Origin of the sequence: Paenibacillus medicaginis (assembly GCF_042138635.1) — a bacterium.
Classification (GTDB): Bacteria; Bacillota; Bacilli; order Paenibacillales; family Paenibacillaceae; genus Paenibacillus; species Paenibacillus medicaginis.
Window position 1 is genome coordinate 97358 of record NZ_JBHIRY010000014.1, and the last position, 17986, is coordinate 115343.

The 17986-nt window shown below is 50.7% G+C and carries 22 protein-coding genes; 10 read left to right on the forward strand and 12 right to left on the reverse strand.

The window, feature by feature from the left end:
• The first annotated feature begins 81 nt into the window (after nt 1-81).
• Nucleotides 82-1083, forward strand: a complete 1002-nt coding sequence (locus tag ACE5LO_RS15320; protein WP_375520887.1) for an NAD(P)/FAD-dependent oxidoreductase — start codon at nt 82-84, stop codon at nt 1081-1083.
• A 355-nt stretch (nt 1084-1438) separates the two neighbouring features.
• Here ACE5LO_RS15320 and ACE5LO_RS15325 read toward each other — a convergent pair whose 3' ends face one another.
• Both ACE5LO_RS15325 and ACE5LO_RS15330 read right to left on the reverse strand, forming a co-directional pair.
• On the reverse strand, nt 1439-1603 hold the full coding sequence (locus tag ACE5LO_RS15325) for a sporulation histidine kinase inhibitor Sda (RefSeq protein WP_375520925.1): 165 nt from the start codon (nt 1601-1603) through the stop codon (nt 1439-1441).
• Between the two features lie 276 nt (nt 1604-1879).
• Nucleotides 1880-2539 (reverse strand): YheC/YheD family protein, encoded by a 660-nt coding sequence (locus tag ACE5LO_RS15330; RefSeq protein ID WP_375520888.1) that lies wholly within the window; start codon nt 2537-2539, stop codon nt 1880-1882.
• 224 nt (nt 2540-2763) lie between these two features.
• Here ACE5LO_RS15330 and ACE5LO_RS15335 point away from each other — a divergent pair, with 224 nt between their 5' ends.
• On the forward strand, nt 2764-4296 hold the full coding sequence (locus tag ACE5LO_RS15335) for a Ppx/GppA phosphatase family protein (protein ID WP_375520889.1): 1533 nt from the start codon (nt 2764-2766) through the stop codon (nt 4294-4296).
• Here ACE5LO_RS15335 and ppk1 read toward each other — a convergent pair.
• Entirely contained in the window at nt 4256-6364 is a 2109-nt protein-coding gene (gene ppk1 / locus ACE5LO_RS15340; RefSeq protein ID WP_375520890.1) for a polyphosphate kinase 1, read from the reverse strand. The two genes, ACE5LO_RS15335 and ppk1, sit on opposite strands and share 41 nt — an antisense overlap.
• 218 nt (nt 6365-6582) lie before the next feature.
• Between ppk1 and ACE5LO_RS15345 the strand changes: the two genes are divergently transcribed.
• From ACE5LO_RS15345 to ACE5LO_RS15355, 3 genes are all read left to right on the forward strand, one after another.
• On the forward strand, nt 6583-6813 hold the full coding sequence (locus ACE5LO_RS15345; protein ID WP_375355138.1) for a hypothetical protein: 231 nt from the start codon (nt 6583-6585) through the stop codon (nt 6811-6813).
• A gap of 132 nt (nt 6814-6945) precedes the next feature.
• Nucleotides 6946-7590, forward strand: a complete 645-nt coding sequence (locus ACE5LO_RS15350) for a futalosine hydrolase (protein ID WP_375520891.1) — start codon at nt 6946-6948, stop codon at nt 7588-7590.
• A gap of 1 nt (nt 7591) precedes the next feature.
• A complete protein-coding gene (locus ACE5LO_RS15355; RefSeq protein WP_375520892.1) occupies nt 7592-8440 on the forward strand; it encodes a 1,4-dihydroxy-6-naphtoate synthase in 849 nt (282 codons plus the stop codon).
• A 130-nt stretch (nt 8441-8570) separates the two neighbouring features.
• On the opposite strand, the gene ACE5LO_RS15360 is transcribed toward ACE5LO_RS15355, so the two are convergent.
• The 3 genes from ACE5LO_RS15360 to ACE5LO_RS15370 form a co-directional block, all read right to left on the reverse strand.
• The gene (locus ACE5LO_RS15360) at nt 8571-8885 is read right to left on the reverse strand and encodes a hypothetical protein (protein ID WP_375520893.1); all 315 of its coding nucleotides are present in this window, start codon (nt 8883-8885) and stop codon (nt 8571-8573) included.
• A gap of 380 nt (nt 8886-9265) precedes the next feature.
• Nucleotides 9266-9625 (reverse strand): HesB/IscA family protein, encoded by a 360-nt coding sequence (locus tag ACE5LO_RS15365; protein WP_375520894.1) that lies wholly within the window; start codon nt 9623-9625, stop codon nt 9266-9268.
• Nucleotides 9622-9852, reverse strand: a complete 231-nt coding sequence (locus ACE5LO_RS15370) for a hypothetical protein (RefSeq protein ID WP_375520895.1) — start codon at nt 9850-9852, stop codon at nt 9622-9624. The genes ACE5LO_RS15365 and ACE5LO_RS15370 overlap by 4 nt, the downstream gene beginning before the upstream one ends.
• 107 nt (nt 9853-9959) lie before the next feature.
• Between ACE5LO_RS15370 and mqnE the strand changes: the two genes are divergently transcribed.
• Nucleotides 9960-11066, forward strand: coding sequence for an aminofutalosine synthase MqnE (mqnE, locus tag ACE5LO_RS15375; RefSeq protein ID WP_375520896.1), 1107 nt, complete (start codon nt 9960-9962; stop codon nt 11064-11066).
• Between the two features lie 52 nt (nt 11067-11118).
• Complete coding sequence (locus ACE5LO_RS15380) at nt 11119-12186, forward strand: NAD(P)/FAD-dependent oxidoreductase (RefSeq protein ID WP_375520897.1); 1068 nt, start codon at nt 11119-11121, stop codon at nt 12184-12186.
• 64 nt (nt 12187-12250) lie between these two features.
• Here the strand turns inward: ACE5LO_RS15380 and ACE5LO_RS15385 are convergent, their stop codons facing one another.
• On the reverse strand, nt 12251-12472 hold the full coding sequence (locus tag ACE5LO_RS15385; protein WP_375520898.1) for a helix-turn-helix domain-containing protein: 222 nt from the start codon (nt 12470-12472) through the stop codon (nt 12251-12253).
• 254 nt (nt 12473-12726) lie between these two features.
• Between ACE5LO_RS15385 and ACE5LO_RS15390 the strand changes: the two genes are divergently transcribed.
• Entirely contained in the window at nt 12727-13032 is a 306-nt protein-coding gene (locus tag ACE5LO_RS15390) for a hypothetical protein (RefSeq protein WP_375520899.1), read from the forward strand.
• 123 nt (nt 13033-13155) lie between these two features.
• The gene (locus ACE5LO_RS15395) at nt 13156-13425 is read left to right on the forward strand and encodes an AbrB/MazE/SpoVT family DNA-binding domain-containing protein (RefSeq protein WP_375520900.1); all 270 of its coding nucleotides are present in this window, start codon (nt 13156-13158) and stop codon (nt 13423-13425) included.
• A gap of 280 nt (nt 13426-13705) precedes the next feature.
• On the opposite strand, the gene ACE5LO_RS15400 is transcribed toward ACE5LO_RS15395, so the two are convergent.
• Nucleotides 13706-13957 (reverse strand): YuzB family protein, encoded by a 252-nt coding sequence (locus tag ACE5LO_RS15400; protein ID WP_375520926.1) that lies wholly within the window; start codon nt 13955-13957, stop codon nt 13706-13708.
• Nucleotides 13958-14043: 86 nt separating this feature from the next.
• On the opposite strand from ACE5LO_RS15400, the gene ACE5LO_RS15405 reads away from it, so the two are divergent.
• Nucleotides 14044-14286 carry a NifU family protein gene (locus tag ACE5LO_RS15405; RefSeq protein WP_375520901.1) on the forward strand — a complete coding sequence of 81 codons (243 nt, stop codon included), beginning with the start codon at nt 14044-14046 and terminating at the stop codon, nt 14284-14286.
• Nucleotides 14287-14364: 78 nt separating this feature from the next.
• Here the strand turns inward: ACE5LO_RS15405 and ACE5LO_RS15410 are convergent, their stop codons facing one another.
• The 4 genes from ACE5LO_RS15410 to ACE5LO_RS15425 all read right to left on the reverse strand — a co-directional run bounded on the left by ACE5LO_RS15410 (nt 14365) and on the right by ACE5LO_RS15425 (nt 17876).
• Nucleotides 14365-15132, reverse strand: coding sequence for an SDR family oxidoreductase (locus ACE5LO_RS15410; protein WP_375520902.1), 768 nt, complete (start codon nt 15130-15132; stop codon nt 14365-14367).
• 139 nt (nt 15133-15271) lie between these two features.
• Complete coding sequence (locus tag ACE5LO_RS15415; protein ID WP_375520903.1) at nt 15272-16117, reverse strand: MetQ/NlpA family ABC transporter substrate-binding protein; 846 nt, start codon at nt 16115-16117, stop codon at nt 15272-15274.
• A 74-nt stretch (nt 16118-16191) separates the two neighbouring features.
• Nucleotides 16192-16860 (reverse strand): methionine ABC transporter permease, encoded by a 669-nt coding sequence (locus ACE5LO_RS15420; RefSeq protein WP_375520904.1) that lies wholly within the window; start codon nt 16858-16860, stop codon nt 16192-16194.
• Complete coding sequence (locus ACE5LO_RS15425; protein ID WP_375520905.1) at nt 16857-17876, reverse strand: methionine ABC transporter ATP-binding protein; 1020 nt, start codon at nt 17874-17876, stop codon at nt 16857-16859. Before ACE5LO_RS15425 ends, ACE5LO_RS15420 begins: the two co-directional genes overlap by 4 nt.
• Between the last annotated feature and the right edge of the window lie 110 nt (nt 17877-17986).

Below are 17986 nucleotides of genomic sequence, written 5' to 3' on the forward strand. Positions count from 1 at the left end.
ATATAGAAATTGAATCAGACGTGCGGAGGATGTATGCTGATATACGAATGATTCAATGTACATTGTGGAGGTGTAGAACGAATGACAGAGCCATCAACAGGTGCTAATATGAGCGATCTGATTATTATCGGGGGCGGGCCTGCAGGTTTATTCGCCGCTTTCTACGGCGGTATGCGTCAGGCATCCGTCACCTTAATAGAAAGTATGCCCCAACTTGGAGGCCAGCTTGCAGCATTGTATCCTGAAAAATACATATACGATGTAGCAGGTTTCCCGAAAGTGACCGCACAGGAGCTGGTAAACAATCTCGTGCAGCAAATGAATCACTTTAACCCGACGATTCGCCTGGAGGAAAAAGTATTGTCTGTCGTGAAAAAAGAGGAGCGTCACTTTGTCGTGACGACCGATGCTGCGGAATATCATGCAAAAGCCGTGATTATTACAGCAGGTGTCGGCGCTTTCGAGCCCCGCAGACTTGAGCTTCCGGAAGCGGCCCGCTTCGAGAAAAGCAATCTTCATTATTTTGTCAGTGATCTGAACCGTTTTGCCGGCAAAAAAGTGCTCATCAGCGGCGGCGGTGATTCGGCGGTGGACTGGGCGCTCATGCTGGAGCCGATTGCGGAGCAAGTAACGCTCATTCACCGGCGCGATAAATTCCGTGCCCATGAGCACAGTGTTGAAAATCTGATGGCATCCAAGGTTCAGGTGATTACACCGACCGAGATTACGGAGCTGCATGGGGAAGACCGGATTACCCAGGTTACGCTGTCTCACATTAAAACGAAGGAAACACAAACGATTGAAGTGGATGATGTGATCGTCAACTTCGGCTTCGTGTCCTCGCTGGGACCTATTGCCGAATGGGGGATTGAAATCGAAAACAATTCCATTGTGGTCGATACCCGTCAGCAAACCAATATTCCAGGGCTGTTCGCGGCAGGGGATATTACAACCTATCCTGGCAAGCTGAAGCTGATTGCCGTCGGCTTTGGCGAAGCGCCTACGGCAGTAAATAACGCCAAGGTGTATATTGATCCCGATGCCAAGCTGTCACCGGGACACAGCAGCAATATGAAGCTGTGAACTCCCCCACCTATGCTTTGCATAGAGGCGGGCTTCGAACGTAGTTAAAGTGAGACTATCCTAGCTTATGACATGAAAGGGCGCCTTACCCCCATTTTTCATCATTGGGAGTAAAGCGCCCTTTATTTAAGTGTTCATCTGGCTGGCAGCATAAACGGACTATCCTCAACCTGAGCAACAGAATATTGAAGATTCCTTATTGAAGTGCGAGTTCAAAAAGTCAGGTTTTCAGCACCGAGAAGGTTGAATGAAGCTAGGGACTGAGGAGCGGAGCGTACTTAGGGTACGTGAGCACCGGAAGTCCCGGCTGAATTCAAGATTCGATGTCGAGCCCGCTTCCTGACTTACTTCGTGATCAAAAGATGACTTTTTGAACTACCTCTTGAAGAGAATAATCCGTAATGGTCAGATTTCTTCTATAGATCTCTGCCAATAGCAAGGAGATAAAATCGTCCTCTAGATCAAGCTCAATTGCCAAGTGATAGGATTCCAGCAGCATCTCGTCCGTCAGCATACCCATCTCCGACACACCTTTCCTTTTTTTTCCTCGCTCCTATTCTATCAAAATAGACAGACAGGAACAAGCGTTCTTGTTATCCACAAGCGGCTGTGGAAATCCTGTGCACAGTTTGTTGGTAAGTAATCCAATGCTGTGATAAATCACCGTGGACAATGTGGATAGAAGTTATGCACAGCCTTGCAGTGAACAAATGTGGATAAAAAAATATATTAGGATTGGCTTGCAGGAACTCTATTACCCTGTCAACTGCTGCTATAAACGCTCCTTATACAGCTATTACTGCGGACGTGTATTGACTTCAAGGATCCATATCCTTCCACTGCGGTCAATGCCATAATCAAAACCCAGCTGCCCTATTCCTGGGAAGTGTGCCTCCAGTACTGAAATACAAAGCATAGTGAGCTCTCGCATTTCCCTGCGTTTGGCTCTGGCTGAAAATCCTCTTAAAGAGCGCTTCAATCCGACTGCTCCCGGAAGAAGTGTGCCTCCTTTGCACAAATTGGTGACGACCAGACCGGGGCGAGCGAGCCTTCCCACCATCGCGCGGAATTCCCAATGCCCTCCGTTTTTTACCGTCTTGACTCTGTAATCGATCGGTCTGCCACCAATCGTGGCCAGTTCGATTCCCTGCTGAATCAGATAAGGTCTTTTAAGCTTAATGGTGGACAGGACCCGCGCAAGCTCCTCAAAATGTGAACAACGGTATGTCTGGGATAGGCGTGTACAATAATAGCCCGACGTGTGCCTCCCCACTTTGATGACTCCGTGTCCCCCTCCTCCCTTCACCGGCTTAATGAATACAAATTTGTACCGCTCCAGCATACGTCTTAACTCTTCGGAAGAATATTTAACCGTCTGGGGAATATGGGCCGCAACATGCCCGTTTTTCAGCAGCGCTTCCGTCTTCCGTAATTTGCTTGCAAGCTGTCTGGACATAGCAAATCTCCTTTCCGGATCCCCTGCAATATACTTACTCAAAGAGACTCATTTTTTCTTGTATGTTTGTCCAAGGCCGGGGCCTGTTTTGTCCACAGCGCAGTGAAATGGTAGTATCTGCGTTGCAGTATTGGTACAATAATGTTTATTAGCTTGACATCACAGAGCTGCGGCTTTGACGTCAGCCGGCGACTTGCCAGATCACTATTAAGGGAGTGTACATCATGCACAGCAGCATAGGCATCATGGATATCGGCTCCAACTCCATTCGGCTTGTTATCTATGAAATAACGGATACGGGGGCATTCCGTATCGTGCGAGAATATAAGGAATCGGCCCGGCTCAGCGCAAAGGTCGGACCCGACGGAAGAATAGAACGGGAGGCTGTGCTGGGTATAACCCCCCTTTTACGACAATTTGTATCCATATGCGAACAGAATAAAGTGTCCCGGCTTCGAGCCGGAGCAACGGCTGCCATACGTAATGCCGTAAATTCTGAAGAGGTTGTGGCCTGGATCGCCGAAGAAACCGGATTGCAGGTGGAGGTGCTGTCGGGAGAGGAAGAGGGCAACGCCGGATTTCTCGGTGTAGTCAACACGATGAACGTACGTGACGGCATGATCATTGATATTGGCGGGGGAAGCACGGAGGTCACCCTGTTCAGGGAGCGGAAACGGCTCAGAACATTCTCTTTTCCATTCGGAGCCGTAAATATGAACCTCCGCTTTGGTCAGGAGAACAACGACGGAATTTGGGACGCGGCCCAGATCGCCAAGCTGGAAAAATACGTTCAATCCGCCCTTGCAGAGCATCCATGGATCACTTCAAATCCAGGCCTGCCCTTTATCGGACTTGGGGGAACGATGAGAACACTGGCCAAAATCAGCCAGCGGACACGGGATTACTCCCTGCAGGTAACCCACCATTATGAGATGGCAGCGGATGAGGTTGACCGGATGTTCGCCCATCTGCCCCGTCTCAGCAATGGACAGCGCAAAAAAATTGCCGGCCTGTCCAAGGACAGAGCCGACATTATTATACCGGGTCTGATTATTCTCCAGATCATCTTCCGTGCGGCCAAGGGAGCATCCTTTCTGATCAGCGGGGCAGGCTTGCGTGACGGGCTGTTCCACGAGCTTGTGCGTCCGGAAAATCCCGTGCTGCCAGATCCGCTTGAAAGCTCGCTGCGCAATGTGCTGGAATTCGGCGTTCCCGCCGCACCGGCTCACCTTGATCGGGTATTGAGCTATACACTGCGGCTGTACCGGCTTCTGGCCGGAGAGGACACCTTGCATGATGAACGGGTGATTCGCACCGCAGCCATGCTTTATAAAGCCGGCACCGTCCTGAGCTATTATCATTACACCCAGCACAGCGTGTACTGGATCATGCGTGCCGGACTAGGGGGCTTGTCGCACCGGGAAATCGTTCTGGCCGCCATCGCTGCCGATTATCATCCGAAAAACCGGACTGAGCGCCTGCTCCATGCCCATAAAGACATCCTGCAGCCTATGGATATGCAAAAAGTCCACCGCATCGGTTCCCTGCTCCAGCTGGGTATCGCGCTGGACCGCAGTGAAACCGGTTTGGTGGACAACATGGTTCCTTCCTTCGATGGCGGCTCGCTTCATTTGCGTTTACACAGCCGGGAGGAACCTATTCTGGAGTTGAAGGCCATGGAAAACATGGCCAAGGATGTGCAAAAAGCCTGGGATATTATGTTATCGTGGTCGGTAATTCTTTCTTCCAACTCGTGACCTTCATCGCCTCAAATTGACTGCGGACGGACAGGCTGTCGTTTGTCACAAAACGATAGCTTCCGTTCGGCATCAGTTGTCTGGACTTTACATTATCGCTAAGGGAAAGCTGGAGAATGTCAACCACCATCTGCTTGATCCCTTCGTCAAACACAGGACACATCAGCTCAATTCTGCGTGTCAAATTGCGTGTCATCCAATCCGCACTGGACAGGAATACTTCCGGATAGTCCGAATTCTCAAAATAAAAGATTCTGGAATGCTCCAGAAACCGGTCAACGATGCTGATGACCCGTATGTTTTCACTGAGTCCCGGCACTCCCGGACGCAGGCAGCATACTCCGCGCACGATCAGGTCGATCTTGACCCCCGCCTGGGAAGCTTCATACAGCTCATCAATCAGCTCCTGGTTGGACAAGGAGTTCACCTTGGCTATAATTTTGGCCGGCCTGCCGGCTTTGGCATGTTCGGATTCCCGCCGGATCAATTCAAATAGCTTGGGCTTGAGCCCTATCGGGGCGGCAGTGAGGGCCTGCAGCTGCTTGACCGCGGAAAAGCCGGTAATTTCGTTGAACAGCCCTGAGGCGTCCTCGCCAATGAGCGGATTGGACGTGAAGAGCCCGACATCCGTGTATACTCTGGCCGTGCTTTCATTATAGTTGCCTGTCCCCACATGCACATAACGTCTGAGAGAATTCTGCTCATGCCTTACGACAAGGATGATTTTCGCATGGGTTTTGAGGCCGACCAGCCCGTAAACGACATGGCAGCCCGCCTTTTCCAGCTTGCGCGCCCAAGCGATATTGCGTTCCTCATCAAATCTTGCCTTCAGCTCAACGACAACTGTAACCTGCTTGCCAGATTCGGCTGCGCGTGCCAGGGCGGGGATCAAACGAGATTCTCCGTTTACCCGATACAACGTCATTTTGATGGCCATCACCTCAGGATCCTCGGATGCCTCCAGCACAAAATCCGTGACCGCATCAAAGGATTCATACGGGTGATATACCAGCACATCGCGGCTGCGCAGCACCTCGAACATATCCTCACGCAGCGGCAGCTCCGGCGGATACAAGGGCTTGATCTGCGGAAAACGCAGATGCGAGTAGCCTTCAAGACTGTCGGCAAAAGAAGAAAGAAACCCGAGGTCCAGCGGCCCATCTGCTTCGAACACATGATCGAACAGCTCGAATTCCGTCTGCAGCTCCAGCAGTGCGTAAGGATGGATGCCTTTCTCGACCTCCAGCCTTACAGGGGCCCCCCTTCTCCGTCGGCGCAGCTCCTTCTCGATCTCTTCCAGAAGATCCTCTGCTTCCTCTTCATTAATGCTCAGATCGGCGTTGCGCGTCACCCTGAAGCCGTGGACAGATTCCGGGATGTATCCGCTGAACAAAGTATGAACATGATGCTTAATTAAATCCTCGATCAGGATAAAATGCTTGTTTTTACTGTTTGCGCGACGTGGAACGGCAACCACACGCGGAATATTCGACGGAACCTGCACGATGGCGAAATATGGCTTTTCATCCGAACGGTCTCCCTTCCGCCGCAACACAACCGCAAGATAAATATACCTGTGATGCACAAGTGGAAACGGCCGGCTCTGATCGACCGCCATCGGCGTCAGCACCGGAAAAATAATGTCATGGTAGTAAGTGTCCAGCGCCTTGCGCTGGGTGGCGTTCAAATCTTCGTAATCCAGAAATACAAGCCCTTTCTTGCCCATCTGGCGCGATACTTCGCGGAAGGCTTTGTACTGCTCGGACACCATCTCCGAAATTCTTTTGATCAACCGCTTGTACAGACCTGACGGGGCATAACCCGTAAAATCCTTTTGCATGAAGCCTGCTTTGATTTTCTCCCTGGTTTCCGCTACACGTACGGACATAAATTCATCCAGGTTGCTGGAGACGATCGCAAGAAATTTGGCCCGCTCCAGCAGCGGGGTATCCGCAGCCTGTGCTTCCTGCAGCACTCTGCGGTTAAACTCGATCCAGCTGAGATCACGGTTGAAATAACGGGCTGCCCGTGCTTTGTCGCTCTCGACGTGACTTTCTTCTTTAATCATGATGACCTCCATCATTTACCGCATAATTGGAATTGTCTATTAGCTGCAATGTTGTCTTGCTATCCATTCACCATCAGTATATCAACAAAATGTAAAATATGCGTAAACATACAGCTTTTATTCTTTACAAAACAGGCTATACACGTTAAAGTCATTACTTGAACAATTTTTGTGTGGCGTCACTGGCCCAGCAAAGCCAAAATCCGGGAGGACGATCTATGGACTCGAAGAAAAAACCCCGCATTCTGCAAAAAAATATCGATTTTTTTATAGCCGCCCTATCCCAAACCCCCGTTACGGTATGGCAGGAGGATCCGACAGGCGTGTACTGTGAGATCGGAACCGGGATTGTCGAAATGTTCTCGGATGCGGCCGTACGCGTCCGCAATACTGATGGCAGTAAAAGTCATTATGACCGGGATATCACGCTGTTTCAGGGTGTTCATTAATTTTAAGGAACTGATTTTTCAAGCGCCTGCGGGCGCTTTTTTTGCTTTCTTCCAAGCTTCGGATATTTGGAACGCTGCTTTCAAAAGGTGTATGATGATTAAGAATCGAATGATGGAAGCAGGGATGCACTTTTGAACGAAAGCATATTGATTATGACCGCTGTAGAAGCCGAGCGGGAAGCCGTGCTGCGCGGCCTGAACGGCAGCGCGCGCTTTGATGTGCACCTGGCCGGGGTGGGCCCGGCTTCGGCCGCCGCCCTTACGACAGGGCAGCTTGCGGCAGGCGGCTACCGGGCTGTCATCAGCGCCGGCATCGGCGGAGGTTTTGCCGGTGTCGCACCCGTGGAATCGGTCGTGGTCGCGACCTCCATTATCGCCGCCGATCTTGGCGCCGAGACGGCGGAGGGCTTCAGCAGCGTGGACGAGCTTGGCTTCGGCTCCAGCCGTCTGCCGGTGGACGCCGCGACCGCCGGTCGCTGGGCGCGGCTCCTTGCAGCCGGTGGCCTGCAGGCCTGTGCCGGCCCGGTGCTGACCGTGTCCACAGCGACAGGCACAGCCGCCACCGCAGCGGCGCTGGCAAAGCGGGTACCGGGCGCTGCCGCCGAAGCAATGGAAGGCTACGGGGTCGCTATGGCCGCCCGCTCCGCCGGACTGCCCGCTTTTGAGGTTCGCGCCATTTCCAATGCCGTTGGCCCCCGCAACCGCGCCGAATGGCGGATCAAGGAGGCGCTGCAGTCGCTTGAGGCTGCATTCAAGATGTTAACGGAGGTTTTATAAGATGAAGATTGCATTTTCGCCATGCCCCAACGACACCTTTGTATTTCACGCATTGGTACATGGATTGGTGGAGGGCACACCCGAGTTTGAGGTCAAGTATGCCGATATCGATATTACGAACAATCTGGCCGTAACGCCCGCGGGTCTGGATGTTATGAAAATTTCTTATGCTGCCCTGCCCTGGGTGCTGGATGACTACGCCCTTCTGCCTTGCGGCGGCGCACTGGGACGCGGCTGCGGCCCGCTCGTGCTGACGCTTGACGGCTCCACCGATCCGGCGGATTTGTCCGGCAAGCGTGTCGCAGTGCCAAGTGAACGTTCAACCGCCTACCTGCTGTTCCGCCTCTGGGCGGCTAGGCATGTGCCGGGTGGTGTGGGCGAGATCGTCGTCATGCCGTTTGACCAGATTATGCCGGCGGTACGGGACGGCCGGATGGACGCGGGACTGGTCATTCACGAAGCGCGCTTTACCTACCCGGAATACGGGCTCAGCCTGCAGGTGGACCTGGGCAGCTGGTGGGAAGAGGATACAGGGCTTCCCATTCCGCTGGGGGCCATCATTGCCCGCCGAAGCCTCGATTTGAAAGCAATCACCAGTTGGATCCGCGCCTCCGTAGAATATGCGTGGCAGCATCCCGAGGCTGCGCGGGATTACGTGATGTCGCACGCCCAGGAGATGTCCCCTGATGTGGCGCAGTCTCATATCAACCTGTACGTTAATGATTTCACGGCTGATCTTGGGGAGAGCGGTTATGCCGCGATTGAGGCCCTGCTTGGCCGCGCCGCCGCCGAGGGCCTTGTGCCTGCATTTGATCCCGGCAAGCTGCGTCCATATCATCTAGATCTGTAAGATCATTAGTTTCATGACAAAAAGACAGTCCGCCAGACTTGAAGTCCAAGCCGCAAACTGTCTTTTTGTTTTTCATGAATAAAATTCCGAAATACAGAAAAAATAATATTCCGCTAAAAATTATAACGCATCATTCGGTCTCCATAACTTCCGTTTTAAATACGTTATCCAGCTTCGTGCCCAGCCTTTTCACCAAAGGGACCTTGATATCTCTGCCCAGCTCTTTAAGAAACGTATCCACATCACAGTTCACTCGTTCCAGACGCAGCTCTATAGAACCATCCCCAATAATGCTCGGATTGGCTTCTTCGGGCACCACAACTTCAATGTCATACTTCTTAGTCAGCGTGTTGCTGTAGCGTGAGAAAATCTCAAGTAACTCGTCATTGCTGAACTTTTCAATTGCTGTTTTCCCTTTGTTCGTAAATTTCAGTTTCACTCTCACTTGTCCTGTCCCCTTTTCGTTCAACCATAAAATTTAGTCTAATCGCGGAAGCTGCTCTGGCTGCGGATGGAACCTTAAAGAGAAGACCTGAAATCATTCGATGAACCTTACACGATTATATCAATATTTTCATTATTTTTCACCATAAACTGTTCGCCTATTCGTTCTCCTTCTTAAAGAAAAAACACGACTGCCGGAGGACAATCGTCTTAGCTAAAGGATGATACAGCCAGATAATACAGGTTTAGACAGGCTTGTGCAGGTCCAGCCAAGGGACTCAATGCTACGGCAGCAAGCTTTTATGCCGCAAAAAACCTCCATAACGCAGATAGAGTACTATCCCGCTATGGAGGTTGTTATTTGCTGCATTAAACCGCCGCTTAGCACTGCTCCGGATTCGGTGCCCCCGCATCGTCGCGTGTGCGGAAAGACGAGCCGCAGCCGCATGTGGCGATGGCGTTCGGATTATGGATGGTAAAGCCGCCGGACATGCCCGATTCCTCGAAGTCGATTTCCAGACCGTCAAGGTAACGAAGATTTTCCTTCTCCACTACCACCTTTAAATCCTGAACGTTCATATATATATCCTGATCGCTTTCCTGATCATCAAAGCCCATTGCGTATGAGAAGCCTGTGCAGCCGCCCGGCGTTACACCAAGGCGCAGGAACATATTCGGCGTTTCCTGCTGTGCAAGCATTTCCTTCAGGCGCTCGGCAGCGGGATCCGTAATTATAATCATTGTTTTTCCTCCTTCTCCTTGCTTTCTATTTTTTCAGTATACTCCAGTTTCGGCAAGGCCTCAAGCCATGACAACGCCTGACCGCCAAGGACAAAAGCACTGTTTTTATGGCTAATCCGGTTGAACACCCGCCGGGTCAGGTTTATAATAGGTGGGTACGTGAAAACAAACTGTCGGAATTTTGTCATAGAACAAACCGATATTTTTAGTTTTGTAACATTTTTCACAGCATTAACATGCTCCGCGAAGCCGGAAGCGTACCGACGGAACGGGACATCCTGTGTGTATCAGCAAGCAGTCGCTGATCGCCCAGCATTTTGGAGGAGGAATAGGTATGTCCACATTAGTATCACCCTTTACGGAGAGAAGAATGGCGGAAATCGTTGAGAAGGTGCGCAATGGCGAGCGGCTGACGCTTGAAGACGGCGTGTACCTGTATGAAACGGATGACCTTCTGACCCTGGGTCAGCTCGCTAACGAGGCCAATTTACGCAAGAACGGTAAAAAAGTGTACTTCATCGAAAACATGAGCCTGTACTTCACCAATGTATGTGAGGCCCGCTGTGCGTTCTGCAATTTCCGCAAGGACCAGGGCGATGAAGGCGCCTATACATTGTCCGGTCAGGAAATGATTGACTATGTTGAACAGCATATCCATCCCGGAGTGCGTGAATTTCATATTGTCGGCGGGCATAATCAACATGTACCCTTTCAATATTATGTAGATTCACTGAAGGCGCTCCATGAAAAATATCCTGATGTTACTCTTAAAGCTTATACGGCTGCCGAGATCGATTTTTTCACCCGCATCAGCGGGCTGAGCATTGAGGGAGTGCTGCAAGAGCTGCGGAAGGCCGGGTTACAAACGCTGACCGGCGGTGGTGCCGAAATTCTGTCCGATCAATACCGGCAGAAAATGAAAGTGACCAAAGCCAACGTGGAACGTTATCTGGAGGTCCATCGGACCGCACACAAGCTTGGTATGAAAACCCACACCACCATGCTGTACGGATCGGTTGAATCCTACGAAGATCGCGTTAGTCATATGCTGCAAATTCGTGAGCTTCAGGATGAAACGGGCGGCTTTATGGTGTTTATTCCCCTGTCCATGCAGCCGAAAAGCAAAAATGCCGGCATCATGCGGCGCAATTCAGCCTACGAGGATCTCAAGACCATCGCGATCAGCCGCCTGATGCTCGACAACATCCAGCATGTGAAGGCTTACTTCATCAACATCGGTCCGCAGCTGACACAGGTGGCGCTGTCCTTTGGCGCATCTGACGTTCACGGCACGATTGTCCGTGAGCAGATCAGCCATGCTGCCGGAGCACTCACGCCTGCCGGTCTGACCCGCAAAGAACTTATCTGGCTCGTTAAGGGAGCCGGCCGCATTCCGGTGGAGCGGGACACCTTCTATAACGAAATTCAAGTATACGAGTAATCTGCTGCATGCAATGGGCACAATCGTTACCCAGAAAGGGCGAGACCTTATCATGAAGAAATTCGTCATTCTTGGAGGCGGCTACGGCGGCCTCACTATTGCCAAAGAACTGCTGGATAAATCCATTCCACAGGATACCGAGCTTGTGCTTGTGGACCGGATGCCTTTTCAAGGGCTTAAAACGGAATATTATGCACTGGCTGCCGGAACGGTATCGGACTTTGAACTAAGAGTCGCCTTTCCGGAACTCGATCAGCTTACCCGCAGATACGGGGAAATAACCTCCATCGATTTGGATGCCAAAATCGTCCACTTCCAGGACGGTGATCCGCTGCAATATGATCAACTGGTGATTGGTCTCGGGTGTACAGACCGTTTTCATAATACCCCCGGCGCTGAAGAGTATGCCTGCACAATCCAATCGTTTAACAGCACACGACAGACTTATATGCGCTTGAATGAAATCAAGCCCTGCGGAAGCGTGCATATTGTCGGCGGCGGCCTGAGCGGGGTGGAAATTGCAGCCGAATTGCGGGAGAGCCGGCCGGACCTGAACATCTCCATCATGGACCGGGGGGATCGGGTGCTCTCCTCCTTTCCGCAGCGCCTGTCCACCTATGTGCATGCATGGTTTAAAGAGCATGATGTGAATGCTATGTCTCATGTCGCGGTAACCAGGGTTGAACCTAACGCCATCTATAACCATGATGATCTCATTCATACCGATGCCGTCGTATGGACGGCCGGGATTCAGCCGGTGAAGATCGTCCAGGATCTCAAGGTAGCCAAAGATCCGCAAGGCAGGATCGTTCTGAACGAGCTGTACCAGATCCCGGATCATCCAGAAGTATATGTAGTAGGGGATTGCGCAAGTCTTCCTTATTCGCCAAGTGCACAGGCAGCAGAAGTCCAAGGTGAGCAGATTGCCCATATCGTCCGGGCGCTCTGGAAGGGGGAACAGCCCCATGTGCACGCTATCAAGCTGCGCGGCACCCTGGGATCATTAGGCAAGAAGGCCGGATTTGGCTACGGATTCCTGGGCGGTACCGCCCTGCGCGGACGCATTCCCCGTCTGCTCAAAAGCGGCGTCCTCTGGAAATCGAAGCGCCATTTTGGCTAAATCTTGTAGTACCATATAACATGCCAAAACCTGCCCTCTGTAGGCAGGTTTGTTTTTTAGCCTCTTATTTTTGATCATTTTTTTCTTCTTTAATATACTCAATGATATCCTGTACCTCACAGTCCAAAGCCTCGCAAATTCTGTTCAATGTATCGAACTTTACGCCATCTGTTTCTTCGTTGTACAGCTTGGCAATCCCATTTCTATGTAACCCGGTTAAACGGGATAGATCAGCAATGTTAATTCTTTTTTCGCCCATAAGGCGAGATAAATGGACTTTAATCATATGTTCCTCTCCTCACAAAAATGCATACCAAAGTGTTGACAACGCACACTCCAATATGTACATTTAAGTAGATAAAGCAAACACTATAGTGTTCATTTTTTACTTCTTAATGTTTGAAACTTTTATTAAGATAAACGTCTATCGACGTACATTCAAAGAAGACAGACCACGTTTAGCGGTAGTTTTTCTTGCGATCTCAGGAAGCTGACTCTGCGATAATTATACATTCTGACATCTTAAAAAGAGGTGAGAACATGCTAGAATCGCTCGAATCTTTGGCCGAGCCATTAATTCGAACGCGCATAGAGCTATTATACAATAATTTGTCCCATTCGCGGCCAGACTATAGTCAACTAACCCAAGAATGTGACAGTTACTTCCGATCTATTCGCCAGGCAGTGCCTGATAAGCTAAACCATACGATATTTCTTTACGAAGACACACAGTTATCCATGCAAACTCTCCTGGAAAGAGAAATCTATTTGCAAGGCTTCCGGGACGCACTTCAGTTAATGAATGAATTACAATACGCCGGCATCCAAATATCCCCTGTAAAATGAATTGTTATTTTACACAAATCTACACTCCTTGTCAGTAACTAATCAGCATCTAACACTGTTGTAGAGACTTTAGGAATGGATGCGGTACAATTAGATCACTGAACAGTGAAGGGGATGGTTTTCATGATCACTGGTACCATTAGAAAATGGGGAAAAGACCTGGCTTTGCTTCTCCCTTCGAAGTTAGCTAATCATGTGAATTTTAAAGACGGCGTAGAGGTTGAATTGATCGTGACCGAAAATAAGGAAGTTATCCTCCGCCCTTTATATCCGGCTTCTGACGATCAGGCTGCATTACGTGCTCATTTTTTGGCTTTGCGGTCTCTGTGTAAGCCTCGTGCGGATAAACATAAAGAAATGTTTGATGGTCCAATGGGAGATGAACTCATTTAATCCGGTTTACAAATTACAGCTCCAAACTCTCTACAAAACCGAAATCGGCGCTTGACTGGGAATTGCGTATTCACGGACTTATGCACAAAAGCAGCGGAGAGGACGAAGCAATTCCGGAAAAGCGGTAGCGTTCGCCTTTGGCCCGGAGGGTCAACAGCGATTGGAGGAATGCTTCGTTCTCGGAGCGTCTCACAAACGCACGAAAAGAGTGTCCCCGGTCAATGGACCTTTTGGGACACCCCCTTTTAACCCGACAGTGTAGTGATGCTTCTCCTGACAATCAGTCAATATCAAGACTCTCCCATGCCTCGGCTTCCTTGATTTTGGCGATAATCGCATCATACAATGCTGCGGGCGAATCCGCTGCCACAATTTCACCGTTGACCATCGCGTACGGCTGGGCATAACACTGCCCGCAATTGTTCAGACAGCCATATTCCACAACATCATATTCGGGATTCTCCTCAAGTCTGGGCATGACATCCTCAGTGCTGGTATTACTGCTGCAAAATTCTATGATCGGTCTCATGATTTTATTTCACCTGCTTTTGGCGGGAGCATTTTATTTTGCTCTCGTTTGTAATATAATAAGCCTTATAGGAAAGGAGTTGAATTCTAATGAACGATAACACAATCACCATGTATGATGAAGTGTTGGAAGTTTTGGATAAATTGCGTCCGTTCCTGCAGCGTGACGGTGGTGACGTAGAGCTGGTTGACGTGGAAGACGGCATTGTGAAGCTGAAGCTGATGGGTGCCTGCGGTAGCTGCCCAAGCTCTACAATTACACTGAAAGCCGGTATCGAACGCGCTTTGCTCGAAGAAGTTGACGGTGTGCAGGAAGTAATACAGGTATTCTAATATGCTTCAAGCATATTGACGGTAAGGGCCTTGACTTCGCAAGAAGCCAAGGCTCTTTTTTGCGGACTCCCTACCCATCTACAGTATAGAAGGACGGATCGGGTCGAGGCCTCCTGAAATGTCCATAATATTGCCTGTAATAAAGTCGGACGAATCCTCGCATAAATAAGCAATCACACGTGCGATATCCTCACCGCTGCCCGGTCTGCCTCTGGGTGTCTCATGATCCTCCATGCCGCGAACCTCGGCAATCGTCTTCTCCTTATTGTCGCCCCGAATGTCTCCGGGACAGATCATATTGACCGTGATTCCCGACAGAGCTTCTTCAACAGCCAGAGTCTTGGTAAAAGAGACCAAACCCACCTTCGCCGCTGCATATACCGCCCGGTGCGGCCATGCTCTTCCCTCCGCAGCATGTCCAAATCCAAAATGGATAATTCTTCCCCATCGCTGTCTGCGCATATGCGGAAGTACCAGATGATCCAGCAGCATCGTGCCGACCAGATTCCCGTTCAGCATCGCATGAATTTCAACAGGCGCATAGTCAGCGAACAGCTTGCGCTCGCGTATAAAAGGCCCTGCGTTATTCACCATGATATCCACACCGCCGAGCTTAAGCTCGACCTGGCTCACCAGCTTTTCAATATCCTGCTGCTTGGAAATGTCCGCCTGAACGGCTGTACACCGAACTCCCTTGGTTTGAATGATTTGTTCCAGCTCCAGAGCTTCCGTGCGGCTGTGTACATAGTTTATCGCAATATCGAACCCTTGATCCGCCAAATGTAAAGCTGTCATTCTCCCCAGCCCTTTGGCGCTTCCTGTAATCAGGGCAATCTTTGGTTTCAACGCACTTCCTCCTCTGCAAAGAGAACGCCACAGAATCAGTATAAAAGATTTGGGTCCATGCCTCAACTTGTCCGGGGAACAGCAAGTAAAAACCGCCCCTGCCTGAAGGCAGAAGCGGTGTGGGAAACGGTCTGTTCAATTAAAATGCCGGAACGATAGCTCCCTGGTATTTATCTTCAATAAATTTCTTGACTTCCTCGGATTGCAGGGCTTTGGCCAGCATCTGAATGCCTTCGGAATCCTTGTTATCCGGACGGGCCACCAGCAGATTCGCGTATGGAGATTCCTTGTCTTCGATGAACAGGGCATCCTTCGTCGGATTCAGGTTGGCTTCCAGCGCATAGTTGGTGTTAATGACCGCCAGGTCCAGGTCAGGCAGCTGGCGCGGCAGCATGGCCGCATCTGCGTCGCGGACGTCCAGGTTCTTCGGATTGCCAGTGATATCTGCGATGGTGGAGTTGATGTCCGTGTTGTCCTTTAAAGTAATCAGACCTTGCTTGGCCAGCAGCATCAAGGCGCGGCCAGCGTTTGTCGCATCATTAGGGATGCCTACAATAGCGCCGTCCGGAATTTCATCCACGGATTTGTATTTTTGCGAATACGCGCCCATAGGCTCAACGTGTACTGGCACTACGGATACCAAATCCATGCCACGCGCTTTGTTCTCGCTGTCCAGATACGGCTGGTGCTGGAAAAAGTTCGCATCCAGTTGCTTGTCGAACAGCTGCACATTCGGCTGCACATAATCGTTAAAAGTAACAACCTGCAGGCGCACACCCTCTTTTTCCAGCGCAGGCTTGATCGCTTCAAGAATTTCAGCATGCGGCACAGCGGATGCACCGACCTTCAGCTCGATACTGCGCGATGTTCCCGGATTATTGTCCGCAGTTGCCTTCTGACCGTTTTGAGCGTTTTGAGTGTTCCCGCAAGCTCCCAGAATCAGCAGCAATGCAAGGCTTAAGAAAGCAAATGACCATTTTTTCATAACGTGTAATCCCTCCAAAATTTAATTTTTTTAAAAAGATTGGGTATGAATAAGGATCTATATTTAATGTTTCCTTATTTCCGTGTATAATGCCGCACCAGACGATCACCCGCCATTTGCAGCACCTGAACCAGTACCACCATGAGCACAACGGCGACAATCATGACGGCCGTGTCATAACGGTAATAACCGTAGTTGATCGCCAACGCACCCAAGCCGCCGCCGCCGATCATCCCGGACATGGCCGTATAGGACACGAGCGTGACAATCGTAATCGTTAAAGCGGCGAGCAGTCCCGGCCTTGCCTCACGGAGCAGCACGCGAAAAATGATCTGCCCGGTGGAAGCTCCCATCGCGTGAGCCGCTTCAATAACACCCCGGTCCACCTCGCGCAGGGACGTTTCGACAAGTCTTGCGAAAAACGGCGCCGCTCCGATGACAAGCGGAGGAATCGTGCCGGTCACTCCAATGGAGGTGCCAACGATCGCCCTCGTTACAGGGATCAATGCGACGATCAGAATGATAAACGGCACGGATCTCAGTATATTAACGATAAATGACAGTACGGTGTAGACCACCTTCATCAGGCCAAGTGACGAACGGCTGGACAGGAACAGCACGACCCCGAGCGGCAGCCCCAGAATCAGTGTGAACAAACCGGATATCAGCAGCATTTGGATCGTATCCATTGTCGAACTGCCGATCTCATTCCAGTTAATCTGTGAAAAATCAAGCTCATTCATCCGCCGATCACCTCCACATCAAGCCCCTGTGTCGACAATTCCTGCGTCGTCTCCCGGATCGCCTGCTCGTCTCCTTCAAAGCGGACGGTAAGCAATCCGTAGGGCACATTTTTCAGCGTGGAGATCGTGCCCTGCAGGATGGCAAAATCCACACCGGTCCGCCGGACCGTGCGTGATAAAATCGATTCATAGGTTTTATCACCCAGGAATGAAATTCTGACAGTCTGCGAAGAGGACGGGTGGGAGGCGGCAATCGCTGCCTGCAGCTCTTCTCCCTGGTCTGTCTCCCTCATAATAAATTCCCTTGTCACCGGATGCTGCGGCTTGATGAAGACTTCAGCCACCAGACCCTGCTCCACGATTCCGCCCTGATGAATAACAGCGACACGGTCGCAGATCCGCTGGATCACATGCATTTCATGTGTAATCAGCACGATGGTCAGATTGAAGCGCTCATTAATATCCAGCAGCAGCTTCAGAATGGAATCCGTCGTCTGCGGATCGAGCGCCGACGTGGCTTCGTCGCACAACAGCACGTCCGGGTCACTGGCGAGGGCACGGGCAATGCCGACCCGCTGCTTCTGGCCGCCGGACAGCTGTGCCGGATATTTGTTGGCATGCTGCTCCAGCCCGACAAGCGCGAGCAGATCCTTCACCTTCTTATCAATTTCCGCTTTCGGTCTGCCGTCAAGATGGAGCGGAAATGCGATATTGTCATATACGGTCGCGGATGACAGCAGGTTAAAATGCTGAAAAATCATCCCGATTTTACGGCGTCTGGATTGCAGCTGCTTCCGGTTAAGTCCTGTCATATTTACACCATCGATCCACACCTCGCCCGAGCTTGGCCGCTCCAGCAAATTGATGCAGCGAATCAGTGTGCTTTTTCCTGCTCCGGAGTGGCCAATAATGCCGAAGATTTCACCTTTGCCGATCGATAAGTTCAGGTTGGACAGTGCAGGTGTCATCCGGCTGCCTTTGCCATAAAACTTCGTTAGCTCTCTGATTTCAATCAAGTTGGTCCGTCCCCCTTCTCTTCCTTTTACCCCATCCGCCGGGACTGTCTCTATTTTGTCCTGTTAAAGGCAAATAGCCCTTTTCACAAATGAAAAGGGCTTCTGCAATC

Bases quoted from the DNA above. Each gene is read 5' to 3' on its own strand.
- mqnE (WP_375520896.1), top strand. From the start codon at position 9,960: ATGTCCACATTAGTATCACCCTTTACGGAGAGAAGAATGGCGGAAATC.
- ACE5LO_RS15385 (WP_375520898.1), bottom strand. From the start codon at position 12,472: ATGATTAAAGTCCATTTATCTCGCCTTATGGGCGAAAAAAGAATTAAC.
- ACE5LO_RS15405 (WP_375520901.1), top strand. From the start codon at position 14,044: ATGAACGATAACACAATCACCATGTATGATGAAGTGTTGGAAGTTTTG.
- ACE5LO_RS15345 (WP_375355138.1), top strand. From the start codon at position 6,583: ATGGACTCGAAGAAAAAACCCCGCATTCTGCAAAAAAATATCGATTTT.
- ACE5LO_RS15325 (WP_375520925.1), bottom strand. From the start codon at position 1,603: ATGGGTATGCTGACGGACGAGATGCTGCTGGAATCCTATCACTTGGCA.
- ACE5LO_RS15415 (WP_375520903.1), bottom strand. From the start codon at position 16,117: ATGAAAAAATGGTCATTTGCTTTCTTAAGCCTTGCATTGCTGCTGATT.
- ACE5LO_RS15380 (WP_375520897.1), top strand. From the start codon at position 11,119: ATGAAGAAATTCGTCATTCTTGGAGGCGGCTACGGCGGCCTCACTATT.
- ppk1 (WP_375520890.1), bottom strand. From the start codon at position 6,364: ATGATTAAAGAAGAAAGTCACGTCGAGAGCGACAAAGCACGGGCAGCC.
- ACE5LO_RS15330 (WP_375520888.1), bottom strand. From the start codon at position 2,539: ATGTCCAGACAGCTTGCAAGCAAATTACGGAAGACGGAAGCGCTGCTG.
- ACE5LO_RS15395 (WP_375520900.1), top strand. From the start codon at position 13,156: ATGATCACTGGTACCATTAGAAAATGGGGAAAAGACCTGGCTTTGCTT.
- ACE5LO_RS15420 (WP_375520904.1), bottom strand. From the start codon at position 16,860: ATGAATGAGCTTGATTTTTCACAGATTAACTGGAATGAGATCGGCAGT.
- ACE5LO_RS15320 (WP_375520887.1), top strand. From the start codon at position 82: ATGACAGAGCCATCAACAGGTGCTAATATGAGCGATCTGATTATTATC.
- ACE5LO_RS15390 (WP_375520899.1), top strand. From the start codon at position 12,727: ATGCTAGAATCGCTCGAATCTTTGGCCGAGCCATTAATTCGAACGCGC.
- ACE5LO_RS15365 (WP_375520894.1), bottom strand. From the start codon at position 9,625: ATGATTATAATTACGGATCCCGCTGCCGAGCGCCTGAAGGAAATGCTT.
- ACE5LO_RS15335 (WP_375520889.1), top strand. From the start codon at position 2,764: ATGCACAGCAGCATAGGCATCATGGATATCGGCTCCAACTCCATTCGG.
- ACE5LO_RS15355 (WP_375520892.1), top strand. From the start codon at position 7,592: ATGAAGATTGCATTTTCGCCATGCCCCAACGACACCTTTGTATTTCAC.